Source organism: Flavobacterium gelidicaeli (genome assembly GCF_013294005.1).
Classification (GTDB): domain Bacteria; phylum Bacteroidota; class Bacteroidia; order Flavobacteriales; family Flavobacteriaceae; genus Flavobacterium.
Map to the genome: position 1 here is coordinate 36,244 of NZ_JABSNK010000011.1, position 26,578 is coordinate 62,821.

Sequence of the window (26,578 nt, forward strand, 5' to 3'; positions counted from 1 at the left end):
ACTACAGTAAATAAAACTGTAGTCTGGTTTTTTGACTTTTATATAAATAAGGATGCTTTACGAAATCACACCTGAACCAATTAGTTCATCTCCAAGATACCAAGCCGCAAATTGCCCTTCAGTAATTGCTGATTGCGGCTCTTCAAATGAAATATACATTCCGTTTTCAAGCTGGTGTAACGTTGCTTTTTGAAGTGGCTGTCTGTATCGAATTCGAACCATTGCCTCCATTTTTTGACCATTTTCTAATGCCATATCAGATCGTACCCAATGTACTTCGGGAGTGTCAATAAAAAGTGCTTTTCTAAACAATCCTGGATGCTGACTACTTAAACCAGTATAAATAGTATTTGTATCTACATTAGTACCTATGATAAACAAAGGATCTTTAGTACCACCTACATTAAGCCCTTTACGTTGTCCTATAGTAAAATAATGCGCTCCTTGATGTTTCCCAACTACCTTACCCATTTCTGGAGTATAAGCAATTTTATTTGAAGCAAGAACCAAAGCTTCTTCCTCAGTCAATGCCACTGTATTTAAATTAGTATATACAGCATCATCTTTATCTATTTGAACAATTAACCCGTCTTTTGGTTGCAATTTTTGTTGTAAAAATTCTGGCAAACGTACTTTACCAATAAAACAAAGGCCTTGCGAATCTTTCTTTTCGGCGGTTACTAATTCCATTTCAGTTGCTATTTCGCGTACCTCAGGTTTCGTTAATTCACCTATAGGAAACAAGGATTTAGCCAATTGCTCTTGTGATAACTGACAAAGAAAATACGATTGATCTTTGTTAGTATCAGCACCCGCTTTTAATTGATAAACTGTTTCTCCGTTTACAGTTGTTTCACTTTTCTGGCAATAATGTCCTGTTGCTACATAATCAGCACCAAGACTTAAAGCAATTTTCATGAAAACATCAAATTTTATTTCACGATTACAAAGTACATCCGGATTTGGAGTTCTTCCTTTTTCGTATTCGTTGAACATATAATCAACGATTTTTTCTTTATACTCTTCACTTAAATCTACAGTTTGAAAAGGTATTCCTAATTTCTCAGCAACTAATAATGCATCATTACTGTCTTCTAACCAAGGACATTCATTTGAAATTGTCACAGAGTCATCATGCCAGTTTTTCATAAAAAGACCAATCACTTCATATCCTTGTTGTTGCAATAAATAAGCGGCAACACTTGAATCTACACCTCCAGAAAGTCCTACTACAACACGTTTCATCTTAATTCTTTATTATTTTATAAGACTGCAAAGTTACAACGTTTTATTTGAGTAGCGATCTTAGTACTGCGTTAATTAGGATACTATTTAGAATTGGTCTGCGGAAAACTCATATTCAATTCTTTCACTTTCTTTCCTTTTTCAAAAAACTCCCAGATGCCCACTTTTTTATTATTCAAAAATTTCCCTGAAGAAGCTATATTCCCTGAACCATCTCTAAAAATAGCCGGACCATTAAACTCTCCATTAACATACATCGTTTCCTCTAAAACAAATCCGTTTTCAGAATAAATTTTACACATTCCGTTTTTCAAATCATTTTTATACACGATTTCCTCAGCAATTTTTCCATTTGGATAAAAAACAGATCGTAACCCTTCCAGTTTACCATTCTTATAATTCTCGAGTGTCATAATGGTTTTTGCAGCTTGATGATAGTATTTCCACTCCCCTTCAAATAATTTATTGACTACCTTACCTTCGCTCACTTTATTATTGGCTTGATCATAAAAAATAGTATAAGCACTTGTGTCTTTATCATTAAATTCTCTTGTAGCAATAATACTTCCTGCTTTTGTATCATCAAAAAATTTAAACAGGCCGATTTCTTTTCCATGAGAAAAGTTTCCTTCATATCTCGGTCTTTTAGAAGTTTCGTAAGTCCCCTTCCAGACACCTTCTTTTTTCCCTTTACTATCTAATTTATTCACATTAGTCTGTGCTAATAATAATTGAGTTGAACAAATTAAAAATGCCAATGAAAAAGCTTTAAAGTATTTCATAATAATTTATAAGTTTAATAGATGCGGTTTATTGAAATGCAAAAATAATCCTTTTACACAAGAACTTTTCAATTTCCATAATATTACTTTTATGTATAAAAATTTAAAAATTATCATTAAACAAAGAAATAACCATATGTTAAAACTGTTTAACTTATCATTTTTAAAACAAAACACATAAAATCAAAAAAAAGCTTAACAATAACAGAGTAAAACAACTAAACAACTCATAATCAATAGTTATTATAATAATAAACAAAATTTAAAATTATCACAAAATTTATATTATGTTTATTATTATTAACTAAAAGTTAAACAAATTATCTTAAATTGCTCAAAATTTAAAACAAACAATTATGAAAAATTTATTAAAACCTATTTTTTTAATGATGGTTGCTTCATTGACATTTTCAGCAACATCATGTAGTAATGATGATAATGATGAACCAGTTGCGACAGATAATACCATAACAGGTATTGCTGCAAAAACACCAGATTTCAGTATTTTAGTCCAAGCTTTAACCAAAGCAGATTTAGCAGTAACCTTACAAGGAACTGATAATTACACCGTTTTTGCTCCTACAAATGCAGCTTTCACAGCATTTCTTGCCACTACACCTTACGCTACTATTAATGACGTACCTACTGCTGCATTAAAAGAAATTTTATTAAATCATGTTATTAGTGGTACAATAAAATCTACTGATCTTACAACAACATACATAAAAACATTAGCAAAAGGAACAGCTTCAGCAACAAATAACTTAAGCATGTTTGTAAATACTAGTGGTGGTACTGTAAAATTAAATGGTGTTGCCATGGTAACTAGTGCAGATATAATGGCATCAAATGGAGTAATTCATATTGTTGATGCCGTAATCAACTTACCTACAATTGTAACTCATGCGACTGCTAATCCAAATTTCACATCATTAGTTGGCGCTCTAACTGGCAATGATCAACCAGATTTTGTATCTATTTTATCAGGTACAGGACCATTTACTGTATTTGCCCCTACTAATGATGCCTTTACAGCATTAGATGCCGAATTAACTGGTGGGATTGCAAGTGTTTCTGCAGCGAATTTAACTAAAGTACTAAAATATCATGTAGTTTCTGGAAATATATTAGCAGCAACTTTGACTGAAGGAAAAGTAGTTCCTACATTAGAAACGCCACAATCATTTACAGTACAATTAACTAGTGGCGCAAAAATTAAGGATGCAAATGACCGAATTTCTACAATTGTAGCTACAGACGTACAATGTTCTAATGGAGTTATCCATGTTTTAAACAAAGTATTACTACCTATGTTATAATTCATAAATATCTTAAACTAAAAAAGCTTCCATCACTGGAAGCTTTTTTTATGTTTAAAATAATAACTATTTCTTTTTTTGTTGCGCTTTTACCGCTTCTTGTTGTTCCATTACTTCTTGTAATTTTCTCTGGAACTTACCTTGTTTCTTAGGCTCTTTTAATTTATTTTCTTGAATTTGAGCGTGAATTTTATCACTATCAATAATGTAGTTTTTAATTACAAGCATAATACCAATAGTAATTGAGTTAGATACAAAATAATACAAACTCAAACCAGATGCATATCCATTGAAGAAAATTAACATCATCAATGGCGAAACATAAATCATGATTTTCATCATTTTAGCCATATCCGGCATACCTTCTTGTTGAGGCGCAGCCATTTGTTGATCTCCTGTAGTCATTTTCATGTAAAAGAAAATAGCAATAGAAGCTAAAATAGGAAATAAACTTATGTGATCTCCGTACCCTGGAATATGAAAAGGCAATTGGTAAACAGAATCAAATGAAGATAAATCATCTGCCCATAAAAACCCTTGTTGCCTTAAACCTATAGCTGAAGGGAAGAATTGAAACAAAGCGTAAAACACAGGCATTTGTAATAAACCTGGGACACAACCCGCCATCGGGTTCACACCTGCTTTATTATACAGCTTCATTGTTTCTTGCTGTTTTTTCATTGGGTCCTTTTTGAATTTTTCCCCTAACTCAGCAATTTCAGGTCGTAAAACTTTCATTTTTGCTTGAGACAAAAACGATTTATACGTAATAGGTGACATAACTAATTTTACTAAAATAGTAAAAATAACAATTGCCCAACCGTGAGAAATAAACATACTTAAAAAACTATACATAGGAATAAATGCATGACGGTTAATCCAACCGAAAATACCCCAACCTAAAGCAACAATATCCTCTAAATTTCTATCGTACGTTTTTAATAACTTATAGTCCGTTGGTCCGTAGAACCAATTCATTCTTTGGTCAATTTCCCCATTTTTAAAAGCTAAAGGAACAACCGCTTTAAATTGCTTTGTAAAAGTAGTATCTACTTTATCATCCTTAACTAAATTAGTCGAGTGTAATTCTGCTTGCTCGAAAGGTGTAGCTGACAACAAGATAGAAGAGAAAAAGTGTTGCTTGTAGGCTACATAAGATACGTCCTTAACAATATCATCTTCTTGACTACCTAATCCTAAATAGTTACTTTTTCCATCTTCATGCTCATAATACAACTCAGAATAACGGTTTTCATACGTAATACTTTTTTCATTCGTATACGTTTTTAAATCCCACTCTAAATTTAATGGTTTAGAAGTATTCAATACTTTACTCAATCCTTGCGACTGAATATCAAAATCTAGCATATAATCATCTGCTTTAAGCACATATTTATATTCTAAGTATTGGTTTGCTCCAGCTTTTAAACGCATTGATAAAATTTGGTCTTCACCATTTTTTGTCAATGTTGGTTCAAAATAAAGGTCTTTAGTATTTAAAGTATGATTGTCACTAGTAAACAATTGAATGTTTAAACTCGCATTATTATCTTTAACAAGTTTTACTAATTCTCCAGATCCTTTTTTAAATCTTTCGAAATTTTTTAAAGTAGCCTCAACAATGTACCCCCCTTTATTAGCGATTTTTAAAGTAACCAACTTATTCTCAATAGTTGTAAAACCTTCTTTAGCGGATGGAAGTGCTGCTGAATAGGCAAAACTACCTAATGATTTTTGTAGTTGAGCTATTTGCAATGTATCTCCTACGGCTACAACTGCAGCTTTTTCGGTAGTTTTTACATTATTTGCTTTAGCATCCTCTTTAACTACCAATTCTTTTTTGGTTTTTTCTGCTGCTACTTCCGCATCAGTTGGTTGGTTATTGTACATCATCCAAATCAATATACCAAAAATCAATACAAAACCAATTAACGAATTAGGGTCAAACTTTTTTTGTTCCATTATATTCAATTATTATTTATAGCCTGGCTTGATAACAAGCTCAATTAGGCATTACTATATATGCGTATTCTAAAATTATTTTTTCTTAGCTTTTACAGCTGCTGCAACAAAATTCACAAAAATAGGATGCGGATTTGCTACTGTACTTTTATATTCTGGGTGGTACTGTACTCCTATAAAGAAAGGATGATCTTCAATCTCTACAATCTCTACTAAACCTGTGTCAGGATTCACTCCAGAAGCAATTAAACCTGCTTTTTGTAATTCATCTGCGTAAGCGCTATTAAACTCATAACGGTGACGGTGACGCTCTGTAATATCCGTTTTACCATAGATTTTATAAGCTAACGTATCTGGCTTAATATTACATTTCCAAGCACCAAGACGCATGGTCCCACCTTTATCAGTAATTGTTTTTTGTTCTTCCATTAAGTTTACAACTGGATGCTTAGTCGCTTCATTCATCTCAGTAGAATTTGCATCAGCATAGCCTAGAATATTTCTTGAATACTCAATCACTGCCATTTGCATTCCCAAACAAATCCCGAAGAATGGCATTTTATTTTCACGTGCATAACGTACCGCTTCAATCTTACCTTCTATACCTCTTTCACCAAAACCTGGCGCAACAAGAACAGCGTCTAGATCTTTTAATTTTTCAGCTACATTTGAAGCATCAATATGTTCTGAATGTATTGAAATAACATTTACTTTAGTCTCATTAGTAGCTCCTGCATGAATAAAAGCCTCTAAAATTGACTTGTAACAATCTTGCATTTCTACATATTTCCCAATCAAACCAATATTTACAGTATGTTTAGGATTTTTTAATCTTTTCAAAAAAGTGTTCCAAGTTTTTAAATCTGGAGCTGATTTTTTAGGCAAGTCTAATTTCTTTAAAGCCACTAAGTCTAATCCTTCTTCAAGCATTAAATTAGGTACTTCATAAATTGTATCTGCATCAATAGATTGAATTACAGCCTCTCTTTTTACATTACAAAACAAAGCCAATTTATTACGAATTTCATCTGAAATTTCGTGCTCTGTTCTACAAACTAAAATATCAGCTTTAATACCGCTTTCCATTAAAGTTTTCACAGAATGTTGTGTAGGTTTTGTTTTTAACTCACCCGCAGCAGCTAAATAAGGCACTAATGTTAAATGAATAACAATAGCATTATTTTCACCCATATCCCAAACTAATTGACGAACAGATTCAATATATGGTAATGACTCAATATCCCCTACAGTCCCACCAATCTCAGTAATCACAATGTCATAATCACCTGATTTACCAAGTAATTGCATTCTGTCTTTAATTTCATTAGTGATGTGAGGAACTACCTGTACCGTTTTACCTAGAAATTCTCCTCTACGCTCTTTTTCAATAACCGAAAGATAAATTCTTCCTGTAGTTACATTGTTAGCTTGAGAAGTAGGTACATTTAAAAAACGCTCATAATGACCTAAATCTAAATCAGTCTCAGCACCGTCATCAGTCACATAACACTCCCCATGTTCATAAGGATTTAATGTTCCTGGATCAACGTTTAAATAAGGATCGAATTTTTGAATTGTGGTCCTGTACCCTCTTGCTTGTAATAATTTTGCTAAAGATGCTGCTATAATCCCCTTCCCTAAAGAAGAAGTCACACCACCGGTAACAAAGATATATTTTGTTTGATTCATTATGTTGTTGTTTGTATTGTAGTTGTGTAAAAAACTTGGCAAAAATACGATTATAAATTGAGAATATGCTAATTTAAAAAAGAGATAATTTAGAAAATTGTCAATTGATTAACGAACAAGTTTTGAGGTAAATAGCAATTATTTACTTTCACTAAAGCCCTTTGGGATATCTTTTTTTAATATTCCGAATCAATTCTTCTAATCCGTTTAACTTCAACTCATAGATTAATCGCAATTGATCTCCTAAAACACCATTAGGAAATCCTTTATTATGGTACCACACGACATAATACTCTGGTAAATCTATAAGAAAACGCCCCTCGTATTTACCGAAGGGCATTTTTGTATGTGCTAATTTTATTAATTCCTTTTGATTTTGATCCATTGTTATTTATAAAAAAACAAGAATCAACAAACAATAAAGTCACTACTTCTTGTTTCTCAATTCTTGTTGTTAATTCATATTATTTCCAGTTGAAAGAAATTCGCTTTTCGATATCTGGATTTAAACTTAAAAAAACAGGACAGGTCAAAGCGGCTCTTTCAAGAATCGCTCTATTTTTTGGATCATTGGTTCCAACCAAATTAAAAATAATTTCAATAGCTCCTATTCTTCTAGGCTCAGCGTTCATTATTTTAGTTACTTCAGCAGTAGTACCAGCCATCTCAACCGATAAATCACCTGCTTTTATTCCCATGATAGTCATCATACAACTTGCTAATGCATTCGCTACAGTGTCAGTAGGTGAGAAAGCTTCGCCTTTTCCATTGTTATCTAAAGGAGCGTCTGACATTATTTCACTTCCTGATTGAACGTGAATCGATGACGTTCTTAAATCACCTAAATAAGTTACTTTTGAAGTCATTATTTAGCTTCTTTTATAATTAAGTCCGTGTCATAATACATGATAAACACCCCTTTATTAGTGTATCCACCATCTTCTTTTTTATAATATTCAAACTTATTTTCTACTAATTCAGTTGCAGCAACTTTTACAGTTTGCTCAAATTTTACATTTTGAACCAATCGCATCATTGTATCAAAGGTAACGTCAAAACCACGAGTAGCATAATCACTAGGATAAATATTATTTGCGCTTTTAAATTTTTTATCAAAAATAGCAGCTTCAGGAGTAACGCAGTCGCGAATTACCGAAGGATACATCAGCTTTAACTTCGTTAAGTTTGAGAATTTTACCTCTTCAAAATCCAATGTTTCATTAGGTTCCAAAATCACTAATTGTACTTGATAAGCAGGCATTGCACTTATCATAGCAGCAATTGTTGTTTTAATCATCCAAGTATTAGCTGTCTCCATGACAACATAATTCATACGGTCTTTTACCAACATTCCTTTTAAACTTTCTGCAGAAACACTACCATTATCTTTAAAAGCCACTAGAGGAACATTTTTTTGATTATCTCTTAAATATTGAAGAATAGATTCTTTCTTTTTATCAACAACAGCCATTATATTTCCGTTTTGAGCACGCATATAGTCAAACATTGTCCCCTTAACAACTTCATTTGAAGGTACCGCTTGGTATAAATTTGCATAAGCGTTACCTACATCTTTAGAAAGTGGCGATATAACTGGGACATTATTCAATCCTACTGCTTGAGCAGCTACTTCGGCATTACTTTGATAAAAAGGTCCTACGATAGCATTAGCATTTTGTAATTTATTATCTCTAATTACAGCCGCAACATTAGAGCTGTTTTTACTTTCTTGAGAATCATAAATTTCTACATCAATAGGAAGACCTAATGTTTTAGCTGAATCAATTGCAATTAATGCACCGGCATAAAAATCAAGAGTCATGTTTAAAAACTTATCTTTTTTTAATCTACTGTAAGCTGAATTTATGGTATCTCCTTCAATTTTTGAAACATTAAAAGGTAGTAATAACACCATTTTTTTACGCCTCCCTTCAGCAATATTTTTACTTAAGGAAACATATTCCTTTTTTTCTTGAGTAACGGCAGCAATTTTTGAAGGTACTTTTAAAAGCATACCAATATCAACACCATTATTTAATTCTGGATTTAGCTTTATTAACTCTTCTTGCGAAATATCAAACATTTTTGAAAGACTATAAAGTGTTTCTTTTGGCTGAACTTCATATGCGATATAACTAACTACAGTATCTTTTGCAATAGCGGCATTTTTTAAATCTGTAATTTCCTCTTTTGCTACAGCCTTAACTTCATTTATAGTTTGTGAAGGATTGCCTTTGATTAATAATTTATATCCAATAGGTAAGTTATCTACAACCTCAGGGTTGCGCTGTTCAATTTGTTGAATTGTAACTCCATATTGTCGCGCTATAGAATACTTAGTCTCCTTAGGTAATACATCATGATATACCGCTTGTTCTTGTTTCGTAGTCTCTTTTTCTACTTTTTTAACAGCAGCTTTAGTAGGATGTTTTGAAGGAATAGTCAAAAGCATTCCTATTTTCAATCCATCAATTTCAATATCTGGATTTGCTTTTTTCAAGTCGGCATCAGAAATGTTATATTGTTTTTCGATCCCGTATAGTGTTTCCTTAGCAATAACCATATGTGTTATTGATCCAGAAGAAGGAACAGTTTTCACCTTTTGCACACTTACACCAGCCTCTTTTTTATTAGGGATCAACAAAACCGTATTCAATTTTAGTCCGCTTTGTGCATCTGGATTTAATTGATAAATATCAAACGGTGTAATTTGATATTTCTGTGCAATTTGATTGATTGTCTCCCCTTTCTCTACTTTATGAGTTAAGGTTTTGTTTTGCGAGAAAACAGTTCCGGCAAAAAACAAAAATGTAGCACAAGTAGCAAAAAAATATTTCATTTTATTTATTTAAAAATTATTAAGTCAAAGATAAGAAAACGGTATCAAATTTTATTCCAAAAACTTGATACCGTTTATAAAATTAAGGAAATTCGAGATCAAAAAACCTTATATATAACTAAAAATTTATTATTCCCATTCAATAGTCGCTGGTGGTTTAGAGCTAATGTCATATACTACTCTATTTACTCCTTTTACTTTATTTATAATGTCATTTGAGATTTTCATTAAAAACTCATAAGGTAAGTGCACCCAGTCAGCCGTCATTCCGTCAGTAGATTCTACCGCACGTAGCGCAACCACTTTTTCATAAGTACGCTCATCCCCCATTACCCCTACACTATTTACAGGAAGTAATATTGCTCCTGCTTGCCAAACTTTATCATACAATCCCCAAGATTTTAATCCATCAATAAACACAGCATCTACATCTTGTAAAATTTGCACTTTTTCTGGAGTGATATCTCCTAAAATACGAATTGATAATCCTGGACCTGGAAAAGGATGTCTTCCTAATAGTTCAGGATCAATTCCTAATGAAGCCCCTACTCTACGTACTTCATCTTTAAAAAGCATGCGAAGAGGTTCTACAATTTTTAATTTCATGTAATCAGGCAAACCACCTACATTATGATGTGATTTTATAGTTGCTGACGGTCCTTTTACAGAAACCGACTCAATAACATCCGGATATATCGTTCCTTGAGCTAACCACTTTACGTCTTCGATAAGATGTGATTCATCATCAAAAACTTCGATAAAAACTCTTCCTATAATTTTACGTTTTGTTTCAGGATCACTTACTCCCGCTAATTCAGATAAAAAACGATCTCCCGCATCTACTCCTTTAACGTTTAAGCCCATTCCCTTGTACTGATCTAGTACACTTTGATATTCGTTTTTACGAAGCAAACCATTATTTACAAAAACACAATACAAGTTTTCACCAATAGCTTGATGTAATAAAACTGCTGCTACAGTAGAATCTACTCCACCAGAAAGTCCTAAAACAACTTTATCGTTTCCTACTTTCTCTTTTAACTCAGCAACCATTTCTTCAACAAAAGCATTTGGTGTAAATGTTTGTGGAACTTCGGCAATTTTCACCAAGAAATTCTCTAACATTTTTGAACCATCTGTGGTGTGAAAAACCTCTGGGTGGTATTGAATCGCATAAGTAGTTTCGCCTTCTATTTTATAAGCAGCAAATTCTACATCATGAGTACTCGCTAGTTTTACCCCATTAGTAGGCAAAGCTTTTATACTATCACTGTGACTCATCCAAACTTGACTATTCACTGAAACATTTTCAAAGAATATCTCGTCTTCTTTAATAAAAGACAAATTAGCTCTACCATATTCTCTAGTATTTGATGCCGCTACTTCTCCACCGCTAAAGTGAGCTAAGTATTGTGCGCCATAACAAACCGCTAGTAAAGGCAATTTTCCTCTAATTTGAGATAAATCAGGATGGGGAGCATCTTCTCCACGAACAGAAAAGGGGCTTCCACCAAGAATTACGGCTTTATAACTGGATAAATCACTAGGTATGTGATTATAAGGGAAAATTTCGCAGAATATATTTAATTCGCGAACTCTACGCGCAATAAGCTGAGTGTATTGCGATCCGAAATCTAAAATAAGTACGTTGTGTTGCATGCGCAAAAATACTTTTTATATTTTGAATTGGAAAATTGAATTTTGAAAAAATTGAATTTTTTTTCCAACACTAGGTTTTAAGTAAAAAACAAGTCTTAAACAACTGAAATTCATTACAAAAAACAAAACCGCTAACAAGTTCTAATACTAATTTAGCAACACGACTTAAGCACTATTATTAAAAAGACTACTTTTGTAAAATAAAAATTTTTATTAACAATTGCTTAAACAGCTCAAAATCATATTATGAAAATAAAAAATTACGCAATAACTCTCCTTTTATCCTTATTTGTAATTTCATGTAGCATTGTAGACAAACTGTTAACCTTTACAATCTCTAACAGTACTAGCATACAAATTGACAGTAACCTACCTCTAGGAACACCTTTTGAAATTAGCACTCCTGATATTACAACCAATTCAAGTAGTGAATTTGAAAACAATAAAACAAAAGCTAACTTAGTAAAAGAAGTTAAACTTAAAGACTTAATTCTTACTATAACAGATCCATCTGATAAAAGTTTTAGCTTTTTAAAATCAGTTCATTTATACATATCTACAGATGCAAATGACGAAATTGAATTAGCTTATTTAGACAATATAAATACTACTGATAATACTATACAATTAATTTCTACTGAGGCTAAACTTGACAAATACATTAAAGCTTCAAGTTATAAAATTCGCACAGAAGCAGTTTTAAAAGAAACCGTTACTAAAGACGTAACTATAAAAGCTGACATGAATTTTAGAGTTACTGCTGATCCTTTTTAATTAACAATTACTCTTTAACTAAAATTATTGTCGCTTTAAATCCAGTACCTAGGTTCCATTGACTAGCAGATATTAATCCTCCTTTGTCATCATAAACCTTAAATTCAGCGGTATTAGGCCCTGAGCTTCCTTGATTTAAAGCTTCAAAGTCAATTTTATTGAACCCTTTTTGTAATTCAATCTCAAATCCTTTAAACTCACTATCAAGATTCACTTGGTACTGAATCACTTTGTCATTTAGATATACTCTAATTTGATCCCCATCAACATACGCGGCATCACGATACAATACTTTTGCCGTTGTTGAATTTGTTTTAAAATCACCAAGATTTTGATTCTTTCTATAAACAATAGCTTCCGGATTGTCTTCTTTCTTATTTAATTTCTCTACAATAGCATCGCCTGGGTTTACAAAATCGTTTTTAGGAGTCATCGTCATTTGAGCGGGTTTTCCTATTTGAAAATTAGTACTTGGCGGTGTAAAAGGATCTGGTTTTTTAAAAACATTGGGCGCTACAATAACCGGAGGTTCATTAGTTGGCGGAATCGTTTTTTTAGCCTTATAACCATTATCAACTGGTGGAATAGCTTTAAATTTACTGCTAAACTCGTTCTGAGAATACCCCATTGCGGTTGTACCTATTAGTAGAATTAAAAAAAGTATTCTTTTCATGATGCTTTATATTGAATGGTATTGAACTATTTTTTTTTAAAAATAAAAAACCAAAATTATATATCAACAAATCCACATATAATTTAACTTACTATTATAACAGTCTTTTTTAGTGATTATTATTCCCTGATTGTAAAGTCAAGCTAAATAATGCCATTAAATCAACCAGCAGAATAACAAATCGTTGTTGTTTTTTTCCTAAATTGCAAAAAATATACCAAAATTGTTTTTGAATCAATTTGCTTTAAAAATAAGCTAAAATAAAACACAATGAAAAGAGAAAACATACTTACTGGATCACCCTGGGAAGACAAAATGGGTTATTGCCGTGCTGTAAGGATCGGCAACATTGTAGAAGTTTCTGGAACAGTTGCTATTGTTGACAATGACAAAGTAAAAGCTACTGATGCCTATGCACAAACTTTAAATATCATGGAACGAGTAGCTGTAGTTCTTGAAGATTTAAACGTAAGCATGAAAGATGTCATTAGAACAAGAATCTTCACAACAGATATTACTAGTTTTGAGGCTGTCGCCAAAGCGCATTCTGTCTACTTTAAAGACATCAAACCTACAACAGGTTTTTACGAAGTAAGTAAATTAATTGCACCCGAATATCTTGTAGAAATAGAATTCACGGCAGTAATAGCATAAAAACAATATAAAGGATTGTAAATACTCCTTTAAAATAACAAGATTACAATTCTTGTAAACTAACAAATGAATTTACTTAAAATAAAAAACACCCTTTTATCGGTCTTTAAATGGCTGCTTATTTGTGCATTGATAGGCTTTTTCTCAGGATCAGCATCTGCTTTTTTACTTGTTTCGCTTGAGTGGGCGGCAACAATTAGAGCCAATACTATTTGGATTATTTGGCTGCTGCCAATAGCTGGTTTACTGATAGGTTTGAGCTACTATTATTATGGAGCAGTTGCTGTAAGAGGCAATAATTTACTCTTAGAAGAATACGATAAGCCAAAAGCAAAAATTCCTTTTATAATGGCACCTTTAGTGCTTTTTGGAACGATTGCAACACATCTTTTTGGAGGTTCAGCAGGTCGAGAAGGAACTGCTGTACAAATGGGAGGCGCGATAGCAGACCAATTCACATCTCTTTTTAAACTAGACGGAGCCGAAAGAAAAACAATTATCATATTAGGAATTAGTGCTGGTTTTGCTTCAGTATTTGGAACACCTTTAGCAGGTGCAATTTTTGCCTTAGAAGTAGTGTATTTTAGCAAAATCACTCTTAAAAGTACTATTCTATCTTTTATAGTTGCCTATTTTGCTTATTACACGGTCGACATTTGGCAGGTAAAGCACACACATTATGCTATTCCTAATGTACCTGATTTTAATTTTGAAATACTTCTTTGGATTATTCCAGTAAGTATCCTATTTGGTTTAGCTGCAATGTTATTTTCACGAAGTACGCATTATTGGGGTGCATTATTCACTAAAAAAATAAAATATGCACCATTACGACCTTTTATAGGAGGGACCGTTTTAGCGTTTACTATTTACTTTATAGGAACTACAAAATATATTGGACTCGGAGTACCTATGATTGTTGAGTCTTTTTCTACTCCAAGCAACTATTATGATTTTTTACTAAAAATTCTTTTTACAGGGTTTACTTTGGGCGCAGGATTTAAGGGTGGCGAGGTCACACCGCTGTTTTTCATTGGAGCCACATTAGGAAGCGCCTTGTCATTATTTATTCCGTTGCCTATTGCATTATTAGCTGGAATGGGGTTTGTAGCAGTTTTTTCTGGAGCCACACACACTCCTATTGCCTGCACAGTTATGGGACTCGAACTATTCGGGATTCAATCAGGTATCTACATAGGAACCGCTTGTTTTATTGCCTATTTGTCCTCTGGATCTGTAGGTATTTACCATGCTCAGATAGTTAAAGGCGCTAAATACCATTTATACGAAAAAATTAAAAGAAAAAAATTAGACCTTTTTTAACGCTAAAAAAAGGGTTTTATTTACAAATGAATTCCAACTTTACATTAAAAAAATGTAATTTCGCACACTATGAAAATACAAGACATTGAAGCTATCGCGTTGCTACTGGCAACACCAAAAAAAATTGTTATCATCCCTCACAGAAGCCCTGATGGTGATGCCATGGGGTCAACCTTAGGATTATACCACTTTTTATCAAAATACAATCACGAAGCAGTTGTGATTGCTCCCAATGAATTTCCAGATTTCTTGGCTTGGTTACCAGGTTCAGAAACAGTTAAAATATTTGAAAAAGACAAAGAAAACTGCACTAAAATATTACAAGAAGCTGATTTAGTTTTTACTCTTGACTTTAATGCTTTTCACCGCGTAGGTAACGAAATGGAGAAAGTATTAACCGAGTTAAAATCAACATACATTATGATTGATCATCATCAAAAACCTGATGATTATGCGGCTTACACTTATTCAAACACTGGTTTTGGATCTACTTGTGAAATGCTATATAACTTCATTAATTTTTTAGGTAAGAAAGACGCTATTGATAAAACTATTGGTACTTGTATTTACACAGGAATCCTTACTGACTCTGGCTCTTTTCGTTTTCCAGGAACAACTGGTAATACCCATCGCATTGTAGCTGAATTAATAGATTTAGGTGTTGAAAATACTAAAATCCCAAATTTACTGTTTGAGAATAGTTCCTATCAAAGATTACAATTATTGGGACGAGCACTTCAAAACATGAAAGTACTTGCTCATCATAATACTTCATACACGACACTTACCCAAGAAGAATTAAATTCTTTTGAATATGTAAAAGGAGATACTGAAGGAATTGTAAATTATGGTTTGAGTATAAAAGGAATTGTTTTTACAGCAATTTTCATTGAAAATACCGATGAAAAAATAATCAAAATATCGTTCCGTTCACAAGGAGATTTTGATGTAAATCAATTTGCAAGAGATCATTTTAATGGTGGTGGACATCGCAATGCTGCAGGCGGAAGATCAGAAGTTTCTATGGAAGAAACTATTGTTAAATTTGAAAATTTAGTAGCACATCTAACAATATAGTACATGAAATTTAAATCATCAATTGCAATTACAATACTTTTAGTACTCATCGTATCTAGCTGTAAACAACATCAGGAAGCAAGAAGACCTATCTCACATTCTTCAGGAGCTTTTATGAAAAAATCAATCATAAGAAATAAAAAGTTGGTTGCTTCAGAGGAGGATTTGATAAAAGAGGTAATGAAAAATAGTCCTCAAGTAACTTATTTATCATCAGCAAAAGGATATTGGTATTCTTACGATACCAAAAACACATTAGATACACTAACACCAATGAAAGGTGACGTTGCTTATTTTGATTACGAAATAAAAGATTTACAAGGCAATGTTATTTATTCTGATCTTGAATTAAGACCACAAACTTATTATGTTGACAAGCAAGAAATAATGATGGGATTAAGAGACGGTATAAAATTAATGCATAAAACTGAGAAAGTAAACTTTTTATTTCCTTCACACATGGGATATGGCTATCACGGTGATGATAAAAAAATAGGAACAAATCAACCATTAATAGTCACTGTAACTTTAAACGATTTCAAACCCGAAGCTAGTGCTAAGAAAAAAACAGTAGAAAAAACGGTTATTGCTCCTAATACTGCTACTCCTTCAGTAAAAAAAACTATTAATGAAATAACTATAAAACCTACAGTTACCCCAAAAAAAACTACTACAAACCAACCCAAAGACACTTTAAAATAAGTTAATATTTTTTAGATATGAAAAAAAGAATCCTATTTGTATTACTCGCAATCGTTAGTTTATCTTCTTGTAAAGATGATAACAGCAACCTTCCTGATGGTCTTTATGCAAAATTAGAAACTAGTAAAGGAGAAATCATTGTTGCTTTAGATTATAAAAGAGCCCCTATTACTGTGGCTAACTTTGTTACTCTTGCTGAAGGTAAAAATGACTTTGTTACCAATAACAATCTTAAAGGAAAGCCCTTTTTTGATGGTTTAAAATTTCACCGTGTTATTAACGATTTCATGATACAATCTGGTGATCCTCTTGGAACGGGATCTGGTGATGGAGGTTATAAATTTAAAGATGAATTCTCTGACTTAAGATTTGATAAAGGTGGCGTTCTAGCTATGGCTAATAACGGTCCTGAAACAAACAGCAGTCAGTTTTTTATTACACATGTTTCAACACCTTGGTTAGATGGTAAGCACACTATCTTTGGTCATGTTGTAGAAAAAGGTATGGAAGTAGTTAATAAAATTCAACAAAATGACTACATCAATAAAGTAACAATTATCAGAAATGGTGAGGCGGCAAAAAAATTCAATGCCGTAAAAACATTTTACGATTACTTCTCTGTTGAATCAGAAAATCAAAAGAAAAAATTAGCTGCTGATGCAGAAAATAAAAAAGTTTACGACGAGAAATATAAAGACGTTCGTGAAGACAAAGTAAAGTATTTTAATGCCTTAAAAAGCAAAGTTTCAAAAACTTCTACGGGTCTTCAATATGTAATTACTAAAAAAACAGCTAATAAAAAACCACCCAAAGGAACACAAGTATTCATTCATTATGCTGGATTCCTAGAAGATGGCCAACTTTTTGATAGTAGTATTGAAAATGTAGCGAGAACTTTTGGAAAATTCGATCAAAATAGAGCTGCTCAAAATGGATACCAACCAATTGCTTTTCAAGCGGGACGTAAAGAAGGTATGATCCCTGGTTTTATTGAAGGATTAGAAAAATTATCTTATGGCGAAAAAGCAATATTATTTATTCCTGCACATTTAGCTTACGGTGCTGGTGGCGCTGGTGATGTTATTCCGCCTAATGCTAATATTATATTTGAAATAGAATTGATGGAAGTGACTCCACAATAAATTAGAATTAATTATTTTTAAACTCATAATAATGAAATTAAGATTATTAGGTCTTGTATTTTTAGCAATAGTAAATATGCAAGCACAGGTTACAAAAAAAGTAGCTACAGGTAAAGCAGCTACTAATTCAGTTGTAAAAAACGAGAAAGATGCTGATGGTATTTTTGCAACAATTTCTACTAATAAAGGAGATATTTTACTTGTTTTAGAATATCAAAAAGCACCTATTACTGTAGCTAACTTCATCTCTTTAGCCGAAGGAAAAAACATTTTTGTTACTGATGCTAAATTAAAAAACAAACCGTTTTATGATGGTTTAAAATTTCATCGTGTTATTAACGACTTTATGATTCAAACTGGAGATCCTCAAGGAAACGGAACCGGTGGATCAGGATATGCTTTTAAAGACGAATTTACTGATTTAAAATTCGATAAAGGTGGAATTCTTGCTATGGCAAATTCAGGACCTGCAAGTAACTCCAGTCAATTTTTCATTACGCACAAAGACACGCCATGGCTAGACAATCGCCATACTATTTTTGGTCATGTTATAAGCGGAATGGATGTTGTTAATAAAATTTTGCAAAATGATGTAATGACTAAAGTTACCATTACGCGCAAAGGCTCTCTTGCTAGAAAATTTGATGCTCCTAAAGTTTTTGAAACTTACTTTAACAACAAAGCAGAAGATGCAAAAAAAGAAGCGGTATTAGAACAAGAAAAACAAAAGAAAGAAGCAGCACTTGAACTTGAAAAAGAAAAAGCTTATAAGGAAAAATTCGCTCCTGTAGTTGCGGCAAAGTTAGCTTACTTTACTACTACTAAAACTAGCGCAACAACAACTGATTCAGGGTTGACATATAAAATCATCCAAAAAGGAACAGGAGTCAAACCAGTAGACGGAAATACTTTTTACTTTCATTACGCAGGTTACTTTGAAGACGGAAACTTATTTGACAGTAGTTATGAAGATGTAAACAAAACTTACGGAAAGTTTGACGAAAAAAGAGCCGCATTAAACGGTTACAATGCTTTCCCTTTTCAAGCTGGACGTAAGGAAGGCATGATCCCTGGTTTTATAGAAGCATTAAGCTTAATGTCTTACGGAGATAAATTAATCGCTTTTATTCCTGCTAAATTAGCATATGGAGAAAGAGGCGCTGGAGGTGTAATTCCCCCTAATGCAGATTTGATTTTTGAATTAGAGCTATTTGATAAACAACCCGCTCCTAAACAATAACTGTCTTTTACTACTATATAAAAAACCCGATATGTATCTTTGCATATCGGGTTTCTTGTTACTGATTATTTAGTAGTAAACTGATTAATGTTTTAATACGTTACTATTTATAGAACATTCTAATTTTAAGTTTGAACGGAGTCGAAACCACTAGTGCATCTCGACTGCTCATGATTTGATAAAAATTAAGTTGTATTAGAATTAGTATAACTTTAATTATTTTTTACTGAATTTCCAGTCAAATTGATCTTTATCATTGATGATAGCACCAATTTCGAATTTCACAACCTCATCAAATTCAGTTTGTAAAATAAACCAGTTGTCTTCATTAAAATAATTTTCAAAAGTATCAAACTCTTCTTGTGTGAATTTAGCAACACCTTTTCTAGACAGTTCTTTCTTAATTTCTTTGATTTGTTTTCCAATAACTTTATTATCGAATAATTCTAAATCAGGGCTTGAAGCAACCATGTAACCTAGCTTAAGCTCCTCTTCTTGATAAAATGTTAATCGGATTTTTTGTGCATTGTAAGCAAAAATAACATTATCATCTTCATCTTTATAATTTCTATCTGGCTTACCATAAACAGCAATTACATCGTTTTGCTTCATTCCGAAAATGAGTTTATCTATTCCGTTTTTTAAATTTATTTTCATCTTTTGCTTTTTGTTTTTCTAATTTTGTTTTATTCAACACCCCAAATACAATTGTATTTTCTATTAAAAGCTGAGTCAATTACTCGACTGCAAAGTTCGTAAAGTTTTTCACAAATACGATATATAATTAATCAAATAATCACTGTATGATGGTACTACAAATATAGTTTTGAAAAAGGATTTGTTAAAATGCTTATACTAATGAAGCTTTTAATTTTTGCTTTACTGACTCAAACCAATCCTTTTTTAAAATACTGAGTACAATACTATCACGTCTTATTTCGCTACCATGAGTAGGCATGTGATTGCGCAACACTCCTTCAACTACACATCCAATGCTTTTCATTGCAGCAATACTTCTAGTATTACTATTATCTGCTCTAAACTCCACTCTTTCCATATTTAAGCTCTCGAAAGCATATTGTAGTAATAAAAACTTACAGTGTTTATTTAAACCTGTTCCTCTAAATTGTTCTCCATACCAAGTAAAACCTAAAAGCAATGTTTTATACTGAAAATTAATGTCATAAAACCGCGTGCTTCCTGCGTAGGAATTTGTTCTTTTATCAAAAACAATAAAAGGAAACTCACTTTCATTGTCTCTTCCTTGTACAGCTGATTTTAAATATTGTGTTAAATTTTCTTTTCCGTTTGCTCTAACTAAAGAATAAAACCACGTATCAGGTTCGTTTATAGAAAAAGGAAGCAGATTATCAAAGTCGGTTTCTTGAAGCGGACGTAGTATAACCACATCGTCCTCAAGAATAGTGTTTTGCATGAAATTAAAATCCATTTTATATATTGTTTAGTTTTACAATAATACTCATTTTTATCAATAGCATTAAAGAAAAAAAGGGACACTAAAGGAATAAATTACTTTATTCCTTTAGTGTCCCTTTCTATATAAATAAAACTAACTATTCGCTCATTTCATCATATCGTTCTGGAACTTGTGGATCGTATAAAGGACATTTAAATTCGTCCATGATATCTACCAATTTGTCCATTGTTTTGCCTTCAGTTCCATAACAATCAATCTGTATACTTTGCGGTGTAGTTCTCACATGAAATGCACCTACTCCAGCTGTATTTTTCCAACTCGTATCATCTACTTTTTCCCATTTAGAAAAAACAGAAGCTATTCTATTTAAAATTACTTGAACAGGTAGTGCTTCTAAACCTTCAATTGTAGGTTCGACTTCTAATGCTTGATAAACCTCTTGATGATTGAGATAAACTCCTTCAAGGTATTTCCAAAAAAGTAATTCGTACATGGGTTTTATTTTTTAGCCCCGGTAGTAGCGGCATCCTTTTTATCTTGAATATTTTTCAGGATTCTGAAACATATTCAAGATAAAAAGATATAGCGTATAACGGGATTAGCTCCTAAAAATATAGCTGTTATTAATATTCGAAAGTACCGTATTCACTTGTTATCGTTAATTTCTTAGCATCGGCTGCTGCGACTCTTCCTACGATTTGAGCATCAACATTAAATGATTTTGAAATAGCGATAATATCCTGCGCAATCTGCTCTGGTACGTAAAGTTCCATACGGTGCCCGCAATTGAATACTTGGTACATTTCTTTCCAATCAGTTTTTGATTGCTCCTGAATTAACTGAAACAAAGGCGGGACTGGAAATAAATTATCTTTTATGATGTGTAACTTTTCTACAAAATGTAAAATTTTTGTTTGTGCTCCACCACTACAATGCACCATTCCGTGAATTGATTCTGAGTTATATTTATCTAAAATTTTCTTGATAATAGGCGCATAAGTTCTAGTAGGCGAAAGTACCAATTGACCTGCATCAATAGGACTATTTGGAACTGCATCAGTCAATTTTACCTGACCTGAATAAATTAATTCTTCAGGAACAGCTGCATCAAAACTTTCTGGGTATTTAGTAGCCAAATATTTCTCAAAAACATCGTGACGTGCCGATGTTAAGCCGTTACTACCCATTCCGCCATTATAGCTTTTCTCATAAGTTGCTTGACCAAAAGAAGCCAAACCTACAATAACATCACCAGCTTTAATGTTAGCATTATCAATCACTTTAGAACGTTTCATGCGTGCAGTAACGGTAGAGTCTACTATTATTGTACGAACAATATCCCCTACATCAGCTGTTTCTCCTCCTGTTGAATGTATGCTTACGCCAAAGGAATCTAATTCTTTGATTAACTCCTCGGTACCATTGATAATGGCAGAAATAACCTCAGCAGTAATTAGGTTTTTATTTCGCCCAATTGTTGATGATAGTAAAATATTATCTGTAGCACCTACACACAATAAGTCATCAATATTCATAATCAATGCATCTTGCGCAATTCCTTTCCATACTGAAACGTCTCCTGTTTCTTTCCAATACATATAAGCTAAAGATGATTTTGTACCTGCACCATCAGCATGCATAATAAGACAGTAATCTTCGTCCTGGGTAAGGTAGTCTGGAACTATTTTACAAAAGGCTTGAGGAAACAATCCTTTGTCAATGTTTTTTATGGCATTATGCACATCTTCTTTTGATGCCGACACACCTCTAAGTGCATATCGTTTGCTAGTATCTGAACTCATTTAGTATAGTTGTGTAAGTCGCTAATCAGCAACTGGGTTGTTTGGCAAAGGTAAATATTTTTTTTGGGTTATTAAGCATTGCTTATCTGTAAGAATTGGGGTTTAATACTATAAATAAGTGCTATATAATATAAAAAGCACCTGTTTAAATAGGTGCTTTTAGGTATTCTTGACAATTTTTATTTATTATTCCCAATCAGGCATACTTGCATCTGTAAATAATATAGTCCTTGAAGCTCCTGAACTATTGACTGATGGTGTAAATTTGATAATATTTTTTGTTGATAATTCATCATTTGAAGTATTCATAAAAATTAATTCGGCTTCATTAGGAGAATAACGCACATCTAAATCTACTGTTCCTATAGGTTTTTCTATTCCTATTTCAGTTGTTACTCCGCTACTGAATTCATATTGAAAAACTCGAGTATCTAACTGTCTGTAATTAGCATTTTCATATCCTGACACATCTCTAGTGTAAATTATTTTTTGTCCCGTTACTGAAAAGTTTAAACCTCCTACAGCTCCAAGAAAATTTGAAAGTACTTGATCAATTACAACACCTGAAGTATTTATCACAAAGACCTCAACATTATAACCACTTGCATCATTAACTTTTAAGGCAATTTTAGTTCCATCATTACTCCAGTCACACTCTGATATAAATTTTCCGCTTGTAGTTTGGTAAATCTTAGTTAAACCACTTCCATCTTTATTAATACGGTACAATTTATCAAAAGATGGATATATAATTTGACTCCCCGAAGTATTCCATGAAAAATTAAGCAACTCAGAGTTAAAACCTGCAATAGGAACCGAGTTTGTAATTTTTAAAACCCCTGATCCATCTGGATTCATAGTATAAATATGATTTTGAGCACCGCTAGATCTAATAAATGCTACTTTATTGGCTTGATTATTTTTCCTTGGTCTCCAGCTGTTCAAACTTAAACTAGTTAGTTGTTGTTTATTGCCATTATCATCACCCGAATAAATAACGTTATTATCATTAATTTTCTTTACAAATAGAAAACGAGTATTTGGAAAAGCAAGTGTCGTAAAAGATTGTACTGCACTTAAAACTGGAGGATTTATTCCATCAGTTGCTGAAACTTGCCAATAGTACTTTGTATTATAGGACAGTTCTTTTAGAGTATAACTTGTATCTGTAATATCCGAATATACGATTACTTCATCACTGCTACTTTTCCTTAGTGTAATTTCATACTTTAAGACATCTTTATCAGGATCAGTTGCTGTCCAACTTAAACCTAATTCTAACGCCTGATTGTTCACATTATCTAGTGGAGCAACAAGCGCAGGTGCAACCGGTGGTTTATTATTTGTTGTTGATAATTTTAATTCGAATACAACATTAGTTGTTTTGTCAACATTGATAGTAGCCGATTCAAATTTTGACAAATAGCCTTCTTTTTGTGCTTCAAAAGAATAATCACCAACTTTTATATTAGGAATTGAAAATTTGCCTTCTTCATTTGTAAAAACAATACTAGAATTTGGACTTGAAAAAACCTTTACATTAGCAATAGGCAGAAAATCTACAGCGCTAACCACCTTACCTTCTATAGCACCAAATTCTTCACCAGCAAATTTTTCCTCGCTACAAGAGCAAATTATTAATAAAAGAAAGCAACTAATTTTAAGATAAATATTTTTCATCATTTTTAATTATTGTTTATTGAAAAGGCTATGTTTTTGAGAATTATATTCTATTTATTTCCCAGAAACTGTATTCTTTTTATTTGGAAAATAATAAGTTAAACCCAAACCAAATCTGTAATAAAAATCATCTCTTACTCCTCTTTTTATATAATCTATATTGTCACTAAAATTCAAATTATGTTCTCCATAAATTTTAATTCCTATATTATCCGAAGCCATATATTCAAAACCTCCTCCATACTGCACTTTTACATGTTGATTTTCGAATTTGCGATTCATTCCATAACCTCCTCCTGCAAAAATATATGGTGTAAGTTTGTCTTTTGGCAAGAAAATAAATTCGGCATTAAGATCAAATGTTGCGTATCCTACATCTATAAGGTTTTTATTAGCAAGTTCTATAACATTTGTAGAAGCACTTAAATTAAATGAAGGCGAAAAAAAATATTTCAAAGCACCACGCCCCATAGGTCGCACTAACGGACTTTCATAATCTCCATCCATTAACGTTGCTCCTCCTGCAATTTCTATAGCGAAACGCGATCTCCTCTCTTTTAATTCTCTATTATATATTGCCGTTACATCAGCTTCTTTATTTTCTTCTTCATATTTTAAAAGCAAAGAGTCAATCTCAGGTTTAGGAGCGTCTGCTTCCCAAATTCCTTCCTTAATTCCTTCTAAAACTAAAGTAGCAACTGCTTTTTCTATAGCCTCTGTAACTGCCATTTGTACGGGTTCATTAGTTGTATATCCAGTTTCGACTTCTAATAATCTTTTAAAACTCACATATTTAAAAAGACTCTGATCAATAGCTTGTGAAAGTATTGTTTTTGAAATATAAACTGATTTCAAAATTTTACCATTGGCAGTAGAAACCATTCTTAAATAAATAGTAACTCGGTCTTGCCTGTATTTTATAGCACCACCCGTACCAAAATATCTTGCTCCAAAACCTCCTGTAATAATATTAGTATCGTACGAAATAATTCCGCCTTCAAGTAAAACTCCAGCATAAAGCAAAGGAGTTATTTGCGGTACATTAGGATCAACGTCTTTTGTATATTCTTGTCTTGTAGAGCGAATCAAATTTCTTTCTTGCAGAAGGTTTCCTATATTTTCCCTTTCGATAGGTACAAACCATTTTGAATCCTCTAGAGCTTTAATTAATATCGAAGTAGCCCCTTGCGTTACCGCAGTGCTAAAATTACTTCCGTTTTCAGAAGGCTTATACTGTCCTGTTTGATCCCTAAATTTATAAAGTCCTACAACAATAGGCTCTTTAGGTTTAGGCAATTCTTTTAGTAATGTTGTTGCAGGTGTACTCTCGCCAATAACCGCTTTTTCAACTCCTGTAGGTTGATTATAGTAAGCTCCGCAACTAGAAATAATAAAAAACAGCAATAGGATAAAGTAGTTATATAATCTCATATTATTGATTTGGTATGATTACTTGTGTTTGCTCACCCGTTTTGGTATCTAATATATCAACTGTTAATCCTCCCGAAGAAGGATAAACCTCTACAGAAAGGCTTCCAAAAACGTAACTCCCAGCAGATATTCCTTCTGTTCCAAATTGTTGTGTGAATAAAGACCTTGAAACGGAACTCAGTAACTGAGAATTCAAATCCTTTGTGAACTGCTCTAATTCAGTCAGCTCTGTAGCTTGAGTGCTTGTATCTTTAAATTTATTTTGAGATTCTGCTGAACTAATCATCCACTGATAATTGAAGGTATCACCTCCAAAAGCTGGATTTTTAGGTTTATAAACTAAATCCTGAGCAAATATTGATAGTGAGAATAAAAATATTGATAAAGAAAATAAGAGTTTCATAATTTCTATATTTAATTAGTATTGAGTGAAATATTCACTTTTCTTTTCTAAATCTTTTAAATGCAGGTAGGTTTCATAAATTGCTTTTTTAGCCATTGTATCAAGATAATCTTCATCAGGCCGAGATAAAAATTCATAAACAAGCTCATTGTTTATACTTATCATTATTTTTGTATTCCTTGAAAAGCTGAATTCTTCATTTACTGCAACTATTTCTTTAGAATTTATTCTATATTCATTATAGAGATAATAATACAAATCATAGAAATCTTTACCCATTCTAGTTTTTGTCTCATCTGAAACGATTCCTCTGAGCTCAAAGCCATCAATTGGTAGTACTTCTACTTTTTTTTTTCATCACCAAAAACTACTCTATCTTTTCCAATGAGTTTTTTATTTTCATCATAAAAAAGTAACAACACAATTACTTCATCTCCATTACTCAAATTTACCTGAGTTGTAGATAGGTTTTTATTTTCATTAGCCTTTAAACTAAACAAACCTTCTTGTACGTTATTAGAGGAATTGTTATTAGAATTATTTTTTTTTATAACTGTCGAAGTATAAGAAACACTTTTTACTATTTCGGTCAAATTTTCAGCCGTTCCAGTTATTTTAATAACCCCATCATTTTCTTCAAATTCTATTTTAGCTTTTACTTTTGTATTTGTCGTTTGAGAATAACACATTACCGTAAATAGAAAAACTACAATTCCATTAAATAAATTACTCCATTTCATTATT

General features: G+C 32.3%; 26 protein-coding genes. 8 read left to right on the forward strand and 18 right to left on the reverse strand.

The features are described from left to right. Positions 1–57: 57 nt before the first annotated feature. Together mnmA and HNP99_RS14360 are read right to left on the reverse strand one after the other, a co-directional pair. Entirely contained in the window at positions 58–1,245 is a 1,188-nt protein-coding gene (mnmA, locus tag HNP99_RS14355; protein ID WP_173854078.1) for a tRNA 2-thiouridine(34) synthase MnmA, read from the reverse strand. A gap of 83 nt (positions 1,246–1,328) precedes the next feature. Then, positions 1,329–2,027 (reverse strand): toxin-antitoxin system YwqK family antitoxin, encoded by a 699-nt coding sequence (locus HNP99_RS14360; protein WP_173854079.1) that lies wholly within the window; start codon positions 2,025–2,027, stop codon positions 1,329–1,331. A gap of 356 nt (positions 2,028–2,383) precedes the next feature. On the opposite strand from HNP99_RS14360, the gene HNP99_RS14365 reads away from it, so the two are divergent. Beyond that, a complete protein-coding gene (locus tag HNP99_RS14365; protein WP_173854080.1) occupies positions 2,384–3,346 on the forward strand; it encodes a fasciclin domain-containing protein in 963 nt (320 codons plus the stop codon). Between the two features lie 66 nt (positions 3,347–3,412). Here the strand turns inward: HNP99_RS14365 and yidC are convergent, their stop codons facing one another. The 6 genes from yidC to guaA all read right to left on the reverse strand — a co-directional run bounded on the left by yidC (position 3,413) and on the right by guaA (position 11,495). After that, positions 3,413–5,308, reverse strand: a complete 1,896-nt coding sequence (yidC, locus tag HNP99_RS14370; protein ID WP_173854081.1) for a membrane protein insertase YidC — start codon at positions 5,306–5,308, stop codon at positions 3,413–3,415. A gap of 75 nt (positions 5,309–5,383) precedes the next feature. Next, positions 5,384–6,997: a CTP synthase gene (locus HNP99_RS14375; RefSeq protein ID WP_173854082.1), complete on the reverse strand. Its 1,614-nt coding sequence runs from the start codon at positions 6,995–6,997 to the stop codon at positions 5,384–5,386. Positions 6,998–7,148: 151 nt separating this feature from the next. Then, complete coding sequence (locus tag HNP99_RS14380; protein WP_173854083.1) at positions 7,149–7,382, reverse strand: DUF3820 family protein; 234 nt, start codon at positions 7,380–7,382, stop codon at positions 7,149–7,151. Positions 7,383–7,461: 79 nt separating this feature from the next. Further along, the gene (locus tag HNP99_RS14385; RefSeq protein ID WP_173854084.1) at positions 7,462–7,863 is read right to left on the reverse strand and encodes an OsmC family protein; all 402 of its coding nucleotides are present in this window, start codon (positions 7,861–7,863) and stop codon (positions 7,462–7,464) included. Further along, positions 7,863–9,836, reverse strand: a complete 1,974-nt coding sequence (locus HNP99_RS14390; protein ID WP_173854085.1) for a PBP1 and LysM peptidoglycan-binding domain-containing protein — start codon at positions 9,834–9,836, stop codon at positions 7,863–7,865. The genes HNP99_RS14385 and HNP99_RS14390 overlap by 1 nt, the downstream gene beginning before the upstream one ends. Before the next feature lie 129 nt (positions 9,837–9,965). After that, entirely contained in the window at positions 9,966–11,495 is a 1,530-nt protein-coding gene (gene guaA / locus HNP99_RS14395) for a glutamine-hydrolyzing GMP synthase (protein ID WP_173854086.1), read from the reverse strand. Positions 11,496–11,741: 246 nt separating this feature from the next. Here guaA and HNP99_RS14400 point away from each other — a divergent pair, with 246 nt between their 5' ends. Further along, the gene (locus tag HNP99_RS14400) at positions 11,742–12,269 is read left to right on the forward strand and encodes a hypothetical protein (protein ID WP_173854087.1); all 528 of its coding nucleotides are present in this window, start codon (positions 11,742–11,744) and stop codon (positions 12,267–12,269) included. Between the two features lie 7 nt (positions 12,270–12,276). On the opposite strand, the gene HNP99_RS14405 is transcribed toward HNP99_RS14400, so the two are convergent. Beyond that, positions 12,277–12,942 (reverse strand): hypothetical protein, encoded by a 666-nt coding sequence (locus HNP99_RS14405; RefSeq protein ID WP_173854088.1) that lies wholly within the window; start codon positions 12,940–12,942, stop codon positions 12,277–12,279. Positions 12,943–13,212: 270 nt separating this feature from the next. On the opposite strand from HNP99_RS14405, the gene HNP99_RS14410 reads away from it, so the two are divergent. The 6 genes from HNP99_RS14410 (at position 13,213) to HNP99_RS14435 (ending at position 19,080) form a co-directional block, all read left to right on the forward strand. Beyond that, complete coding sequence (locus HNP99_RS14410) at positions 13,213–13,596, forward strand: RidA family protein (protein ID WP_173854089.1); 384 nt, start codon at positions 13,213–13,215, stop codon at positions 13,594–13,596. 66 nt (positions 13,597–13,662) lie between these two features. Beyond that, complete coding sequence (locus HNP99_RS14415) at positions 13,663–14,919, forward strand: chloride channel protein (RefSeq protein WP_173854090.1); 1,257 nt, start codon at positions 13,663–13,665, stop codon at positions 14,917–14,919. Between the two features lie 69 nt (positions 14,920–14,988). Beyond that, entirely contained in the window at positions 14,989–15,996 is a 1,008-nt protein-coding gene (locus HNP99_RS14420) for a DHH family phosphoesterase (protein WP_173854091.1), read from the forward strand. A gap of 3 nt (positions 15,997–15,999) precedes the next feature. Then, positions 16,000–16,698, forward strand: a complete 699-nt coding sequence (gene gldI, locus HNP99_RS14425) for a gliding motility-associated peptidyl-prolyl isomerase GldI (protein ID WP_173854092.1) — start codon at positions 16,000–16,002, stop codon at positions 16,696–16,698. 17 nt (positions 16,699–16,715) lie between these two features. After that, positions 16,716–17,840 (forward strand): peptidylprolyl isomerase, encoded by a 1,125-nt coding sequence (locus HNP99_RS14430; RefSeq protein ID WP_173854093.1) that lies wholly within the window; start codon positions 16,716–16,718, stop codon positions 17,838–17,840. A gap of 31 nt (positions 17,841–17,871) precedes the next feature. Next, positions 17,872–19,080, forward strand: a complete 1,209-nt coding sequence (locus tag HNP99_RS14435) for a peptidylprolyl isomerase (RefSeq protein ID WP_173854094.1) — start codon at positions 17,872–17,874, stop codon at positions 19,078–19,080. 216 nt (positions 19,081–19,296) lie between these two features. On the opposite strand, the gene HNP99_RS14440 is transcribed toward HNP99_RS14435, so the two are convergent. From HNP99_RS14440 to csgH, 9 genes are all read right to left on the reverse strand, one after another. Further along, positions 19,297–19,737: a hypothetical protein gene (locus tag HNP99_RS14440; RefSeq protein WP_173854095.1), complete on the reverse strand. Its 441-nt coding sequence runs from the start codon at positions 19,735–19,737 to the stop codon at positions 19,297–19,299. A gap of 193 nt (positions 19,738–19,930) precedes the next feature. Continuing rightward, positions 19,931–20,530, reverse strand: coding sequence for a GNAT family N-acetyltransferase (locus HNP99_RS14445; protein WP_173854096.1), 600 nt, complete (start codon positions 20,528–20,530; stop codon positions 19,931–19,933). A 124-nt stretch (positions 20,531–20,654) separates the two neighbouring features. Further along, positions 20,655–21,011 (reverse strand): hypothetical protein, encoded by a 357-nt coding sequence (locus tag HNP99_RS14450; protein ID WP_173854097.1) that lies wholly within the window; start codon positions 21,009–21,011, stop codon positions 20,655–20,657. Positions 21,012–21,141: 130 nt separating this feature from the next. Next, a complete protein-coding gene (locus HNP99_RS14455; protein ID WP_173854098.1) occupies positions 21,142–22,320 on the reverse strand; it encodes an AIR synthase related protein in 1,179 nt (392 codons plus the stop codon). Positions 22,321–22,506: 186 nt separating this feature from the next. Further along, a complete protein-coding gene (locus tag HNP99_RS14460) occupies positions 22,507–24,003 on the reverse strand; it encodes a carboxypeptidase regulatory-like domain-containing protein (protein ID WP_254596874.1) in 1,497 nt (498 codons plus the stop codon). Positions 24,004–24,054: 51 nt separating this feature from the next. Next, the gene (locus HNP99_RS14465; RefSeq protein ID WP_173854099.1) at positions 24,055–25,431 is read right to left on the reverse strand and encodes a CsgG/HfaB family protein; all 1,377 of its coding nucleotides are present in this window, start codon (positions 25,429–25,431) and stop codon (positions 24,055–24,057) included. A gap of 1 nt (position 25,432) precedes the next feature. Next, positions 25,433–25,834, reverse strand: a complete 402-nt coding sequence (locus HNP99_RS14470) for a curli production assembly/transport component CsgF (RefSeq protein ID WP_173854100.1) — start codon at positions 25,832–25,834, stop codon at positions 25,433–25,435. A 15-nt stretch (positions 25,835–25,849) separates the two neighbouring features. Further along, on the reverse strand, positions 25,850–26,164 hold the full coding sequence (locus tag HNP99_RS14475; protein ID WP_370566951.1) for a CsgE family curli-type amyloid fiber assembly protein: 315 nt from the start codon (positions 26,162–26,164) through the stop codon (positions 25,850–25,852). Between the two features lie 11 nt (positions 26,165–26,175). Continuing rightward, positions 26,176–26,574: a curli-like amyloid fiber formation chaperone CsgH gene (csgH, locus tag HNP99_RS14480; RefSeq protein WP_173854102.1), complete on the reverse strand. Its 399-nt coding sequence runs from the start codon at positions 26,572–26,574 to the stop codon at positions 26,176–26,178. Between the last annotated feature and the right edge of the window lie 4 nt (positions 26,575–26,578).

Bases quoted from the DNA above. Each gene is read 5' to 3' on its own strand.
- HNP99_RS14445 (WP_173854096.1), bottom strand. From the start codon at position 20,530: ATGGATTTTAATTTCATGCAAAACACTATTCTTGAGGACGATGTGGTT.
- guaA (WP_173854086.1), bottom strand. From the start codon at position 11,495: ATGCAACACAACGTACTTATTTTAGATTTCGGATCGCAATACACTCAG.
- HNP99_RS14405 (WP_173854088.1), bottom strand. From the start codon at position 12,942: ATGAAAAGAATACTTTTTTTAATTCTACTAATAGGTACAACCGCAATG.
- HNP99_RS14470 (WP_173854100.1), bottom strand. From the start codon at position 25,834: ATGAAACTCTTATTTTCTTTATCAATATTTTTATTCTCACTATCAATA.
- HNP99_RS14420 (WP_173854091.1), top strand. From the start codon at position 14,989: ATGAAAATACAAGACATTGAAGCTATCGCGTTGCTACTGGCAACACCA.
- gldI (WP_173854092.1), top strand. From the start codon at position 16,000: ATGAAATTTAAATCATCAATTGCAATTACAATACTTTTAGTACTCATC.
- HNP99_RS14380 (WP_173854083.1), bottom strand. From the start codon at position 7,382: ATGGATCAAAATCAAAAGGAATTAATAAAATTAGCACATACAAAAATG.
- HNP99_RS14390 (WP_173854085.1), bottom strand. From the start codon at position 9,836: ATGAAATATTTTTTTGCTACTTGTGCTACATTTTTGTTTTTTGCCGGA.
- HNP99_RS14410 (WP_173854089.1), top strand. From the start codon at position 13,213: ATGAAAAGAGAAAACATACTTACTGGATCACCCTGGGAAGACAAAATG.
- HNP99_RS14365 (WP_173854080.1), top strand. From the start codon at position 2,384: ATGAAAAATTTATTAAAACCTATTTTTTTAATGATGGTTGCTTCATTG.
- HNP99_RS14430 (WP_173854093.1), top strand. From the start codon at position 16,716: ATGAAAAAAAGAATCCTATTTGTATTACTCGCAATCGTTAGTTTATCT.
- HNP99_RS14360 (WP_173854079.1), bottom strand. From the start codon at position 2,027: ATGAAATACTTTAAAGCTTTTTCATTGGCATTTTTAATTTGTTCAACT.
- HNP99_RS14460 (WP_254596874.1), bottom strand. From the start codon at position 24,003: ATGATGAAAAATATTTATCTTAAAATTAGTTGCTTTCTTTTATTAATA.
- HNP99_RS14415 (WP_173854090.1), top strand. From the start codon at position 13,663: ATGAATTTACTTAAAATAAAAAACACCCTTTTATCGGTCTTTAAATGG.
- HNP99_RS14385 (WP_173854084.1), bottom strand. From the start codon at position 7,863: ATGACTTCAAAAGTAACTTATTTAGGTGATTTAAGAACGTCATCGATT.
- HNP99_RS14440 (WP_173854095.1), bottom strand. From the start codon at position 19,737: ATGAAAATAAATTTAAAAAACGGAATAGATAAACTCATTTTCGGAATG.
- HNP99_RS14435 (WP_173854094.1), top strand. From the start codon at position 17,872: ATGAAATTAAGATTATTAGGTCTTGTATTTTTAGCAATAGTAAATATG.
- csgH (WP_173854102.1), bottom strand. From the start codon at position 26,574: ATGAAATGGAGTAATTTATTTAATGGAATTGTAGTTTTTCTATTTACG.
- mnmA (WP_173854078.1), bottom strand. From the start codon at position 1,245: ATGAAACGTGTTGTAGTAGGACTTTCTGGAGGTGTAGATTCAAGTGTT.
- HNP99_RS14455 (WP_173854098.1), bottom strand. From the start codon at position 22,320: ATGAGTTCAGATACTAGCAAACGATATGCACTTAGAGGTGTGTCGGCA.
- HNP99_RS14400 (WP_173854087.1), top strand. From the start codon at position 11,742: ATGAAAATAAAAAATTACGCAATAACTCTCCTTTTATCCTTATTTGTA.
- HNP99_RS14375 (WP_173854082.1), bottom strand. From the start codon at position 6,997: ATGAATCAAACAAAATATATCTTTGTTACCGGTGGTGTGACTTCTTCT.
- yidC (WP_173854081.1), bottom strand. From the start codon at position 5,308: ATGGAACAAAAAAAGTTTGACCCTAATTCGTTAATTGGTTTTGTATTG.
- HNP99_RS14450 (WP_173854097.1), bottom strand. From the start codon at position 21,011: ATGTACGAATTACTTTTTTGGAAATACCTTGAAGGAGTTTATCTCAAT.
- HNP99_RS14465 (WP_173854099.1), bottom strand. From the start codon at position 25,431: ATGAGATTATATAACTACTTTATCCTATTGCTGTTTTTTATTATTTCT.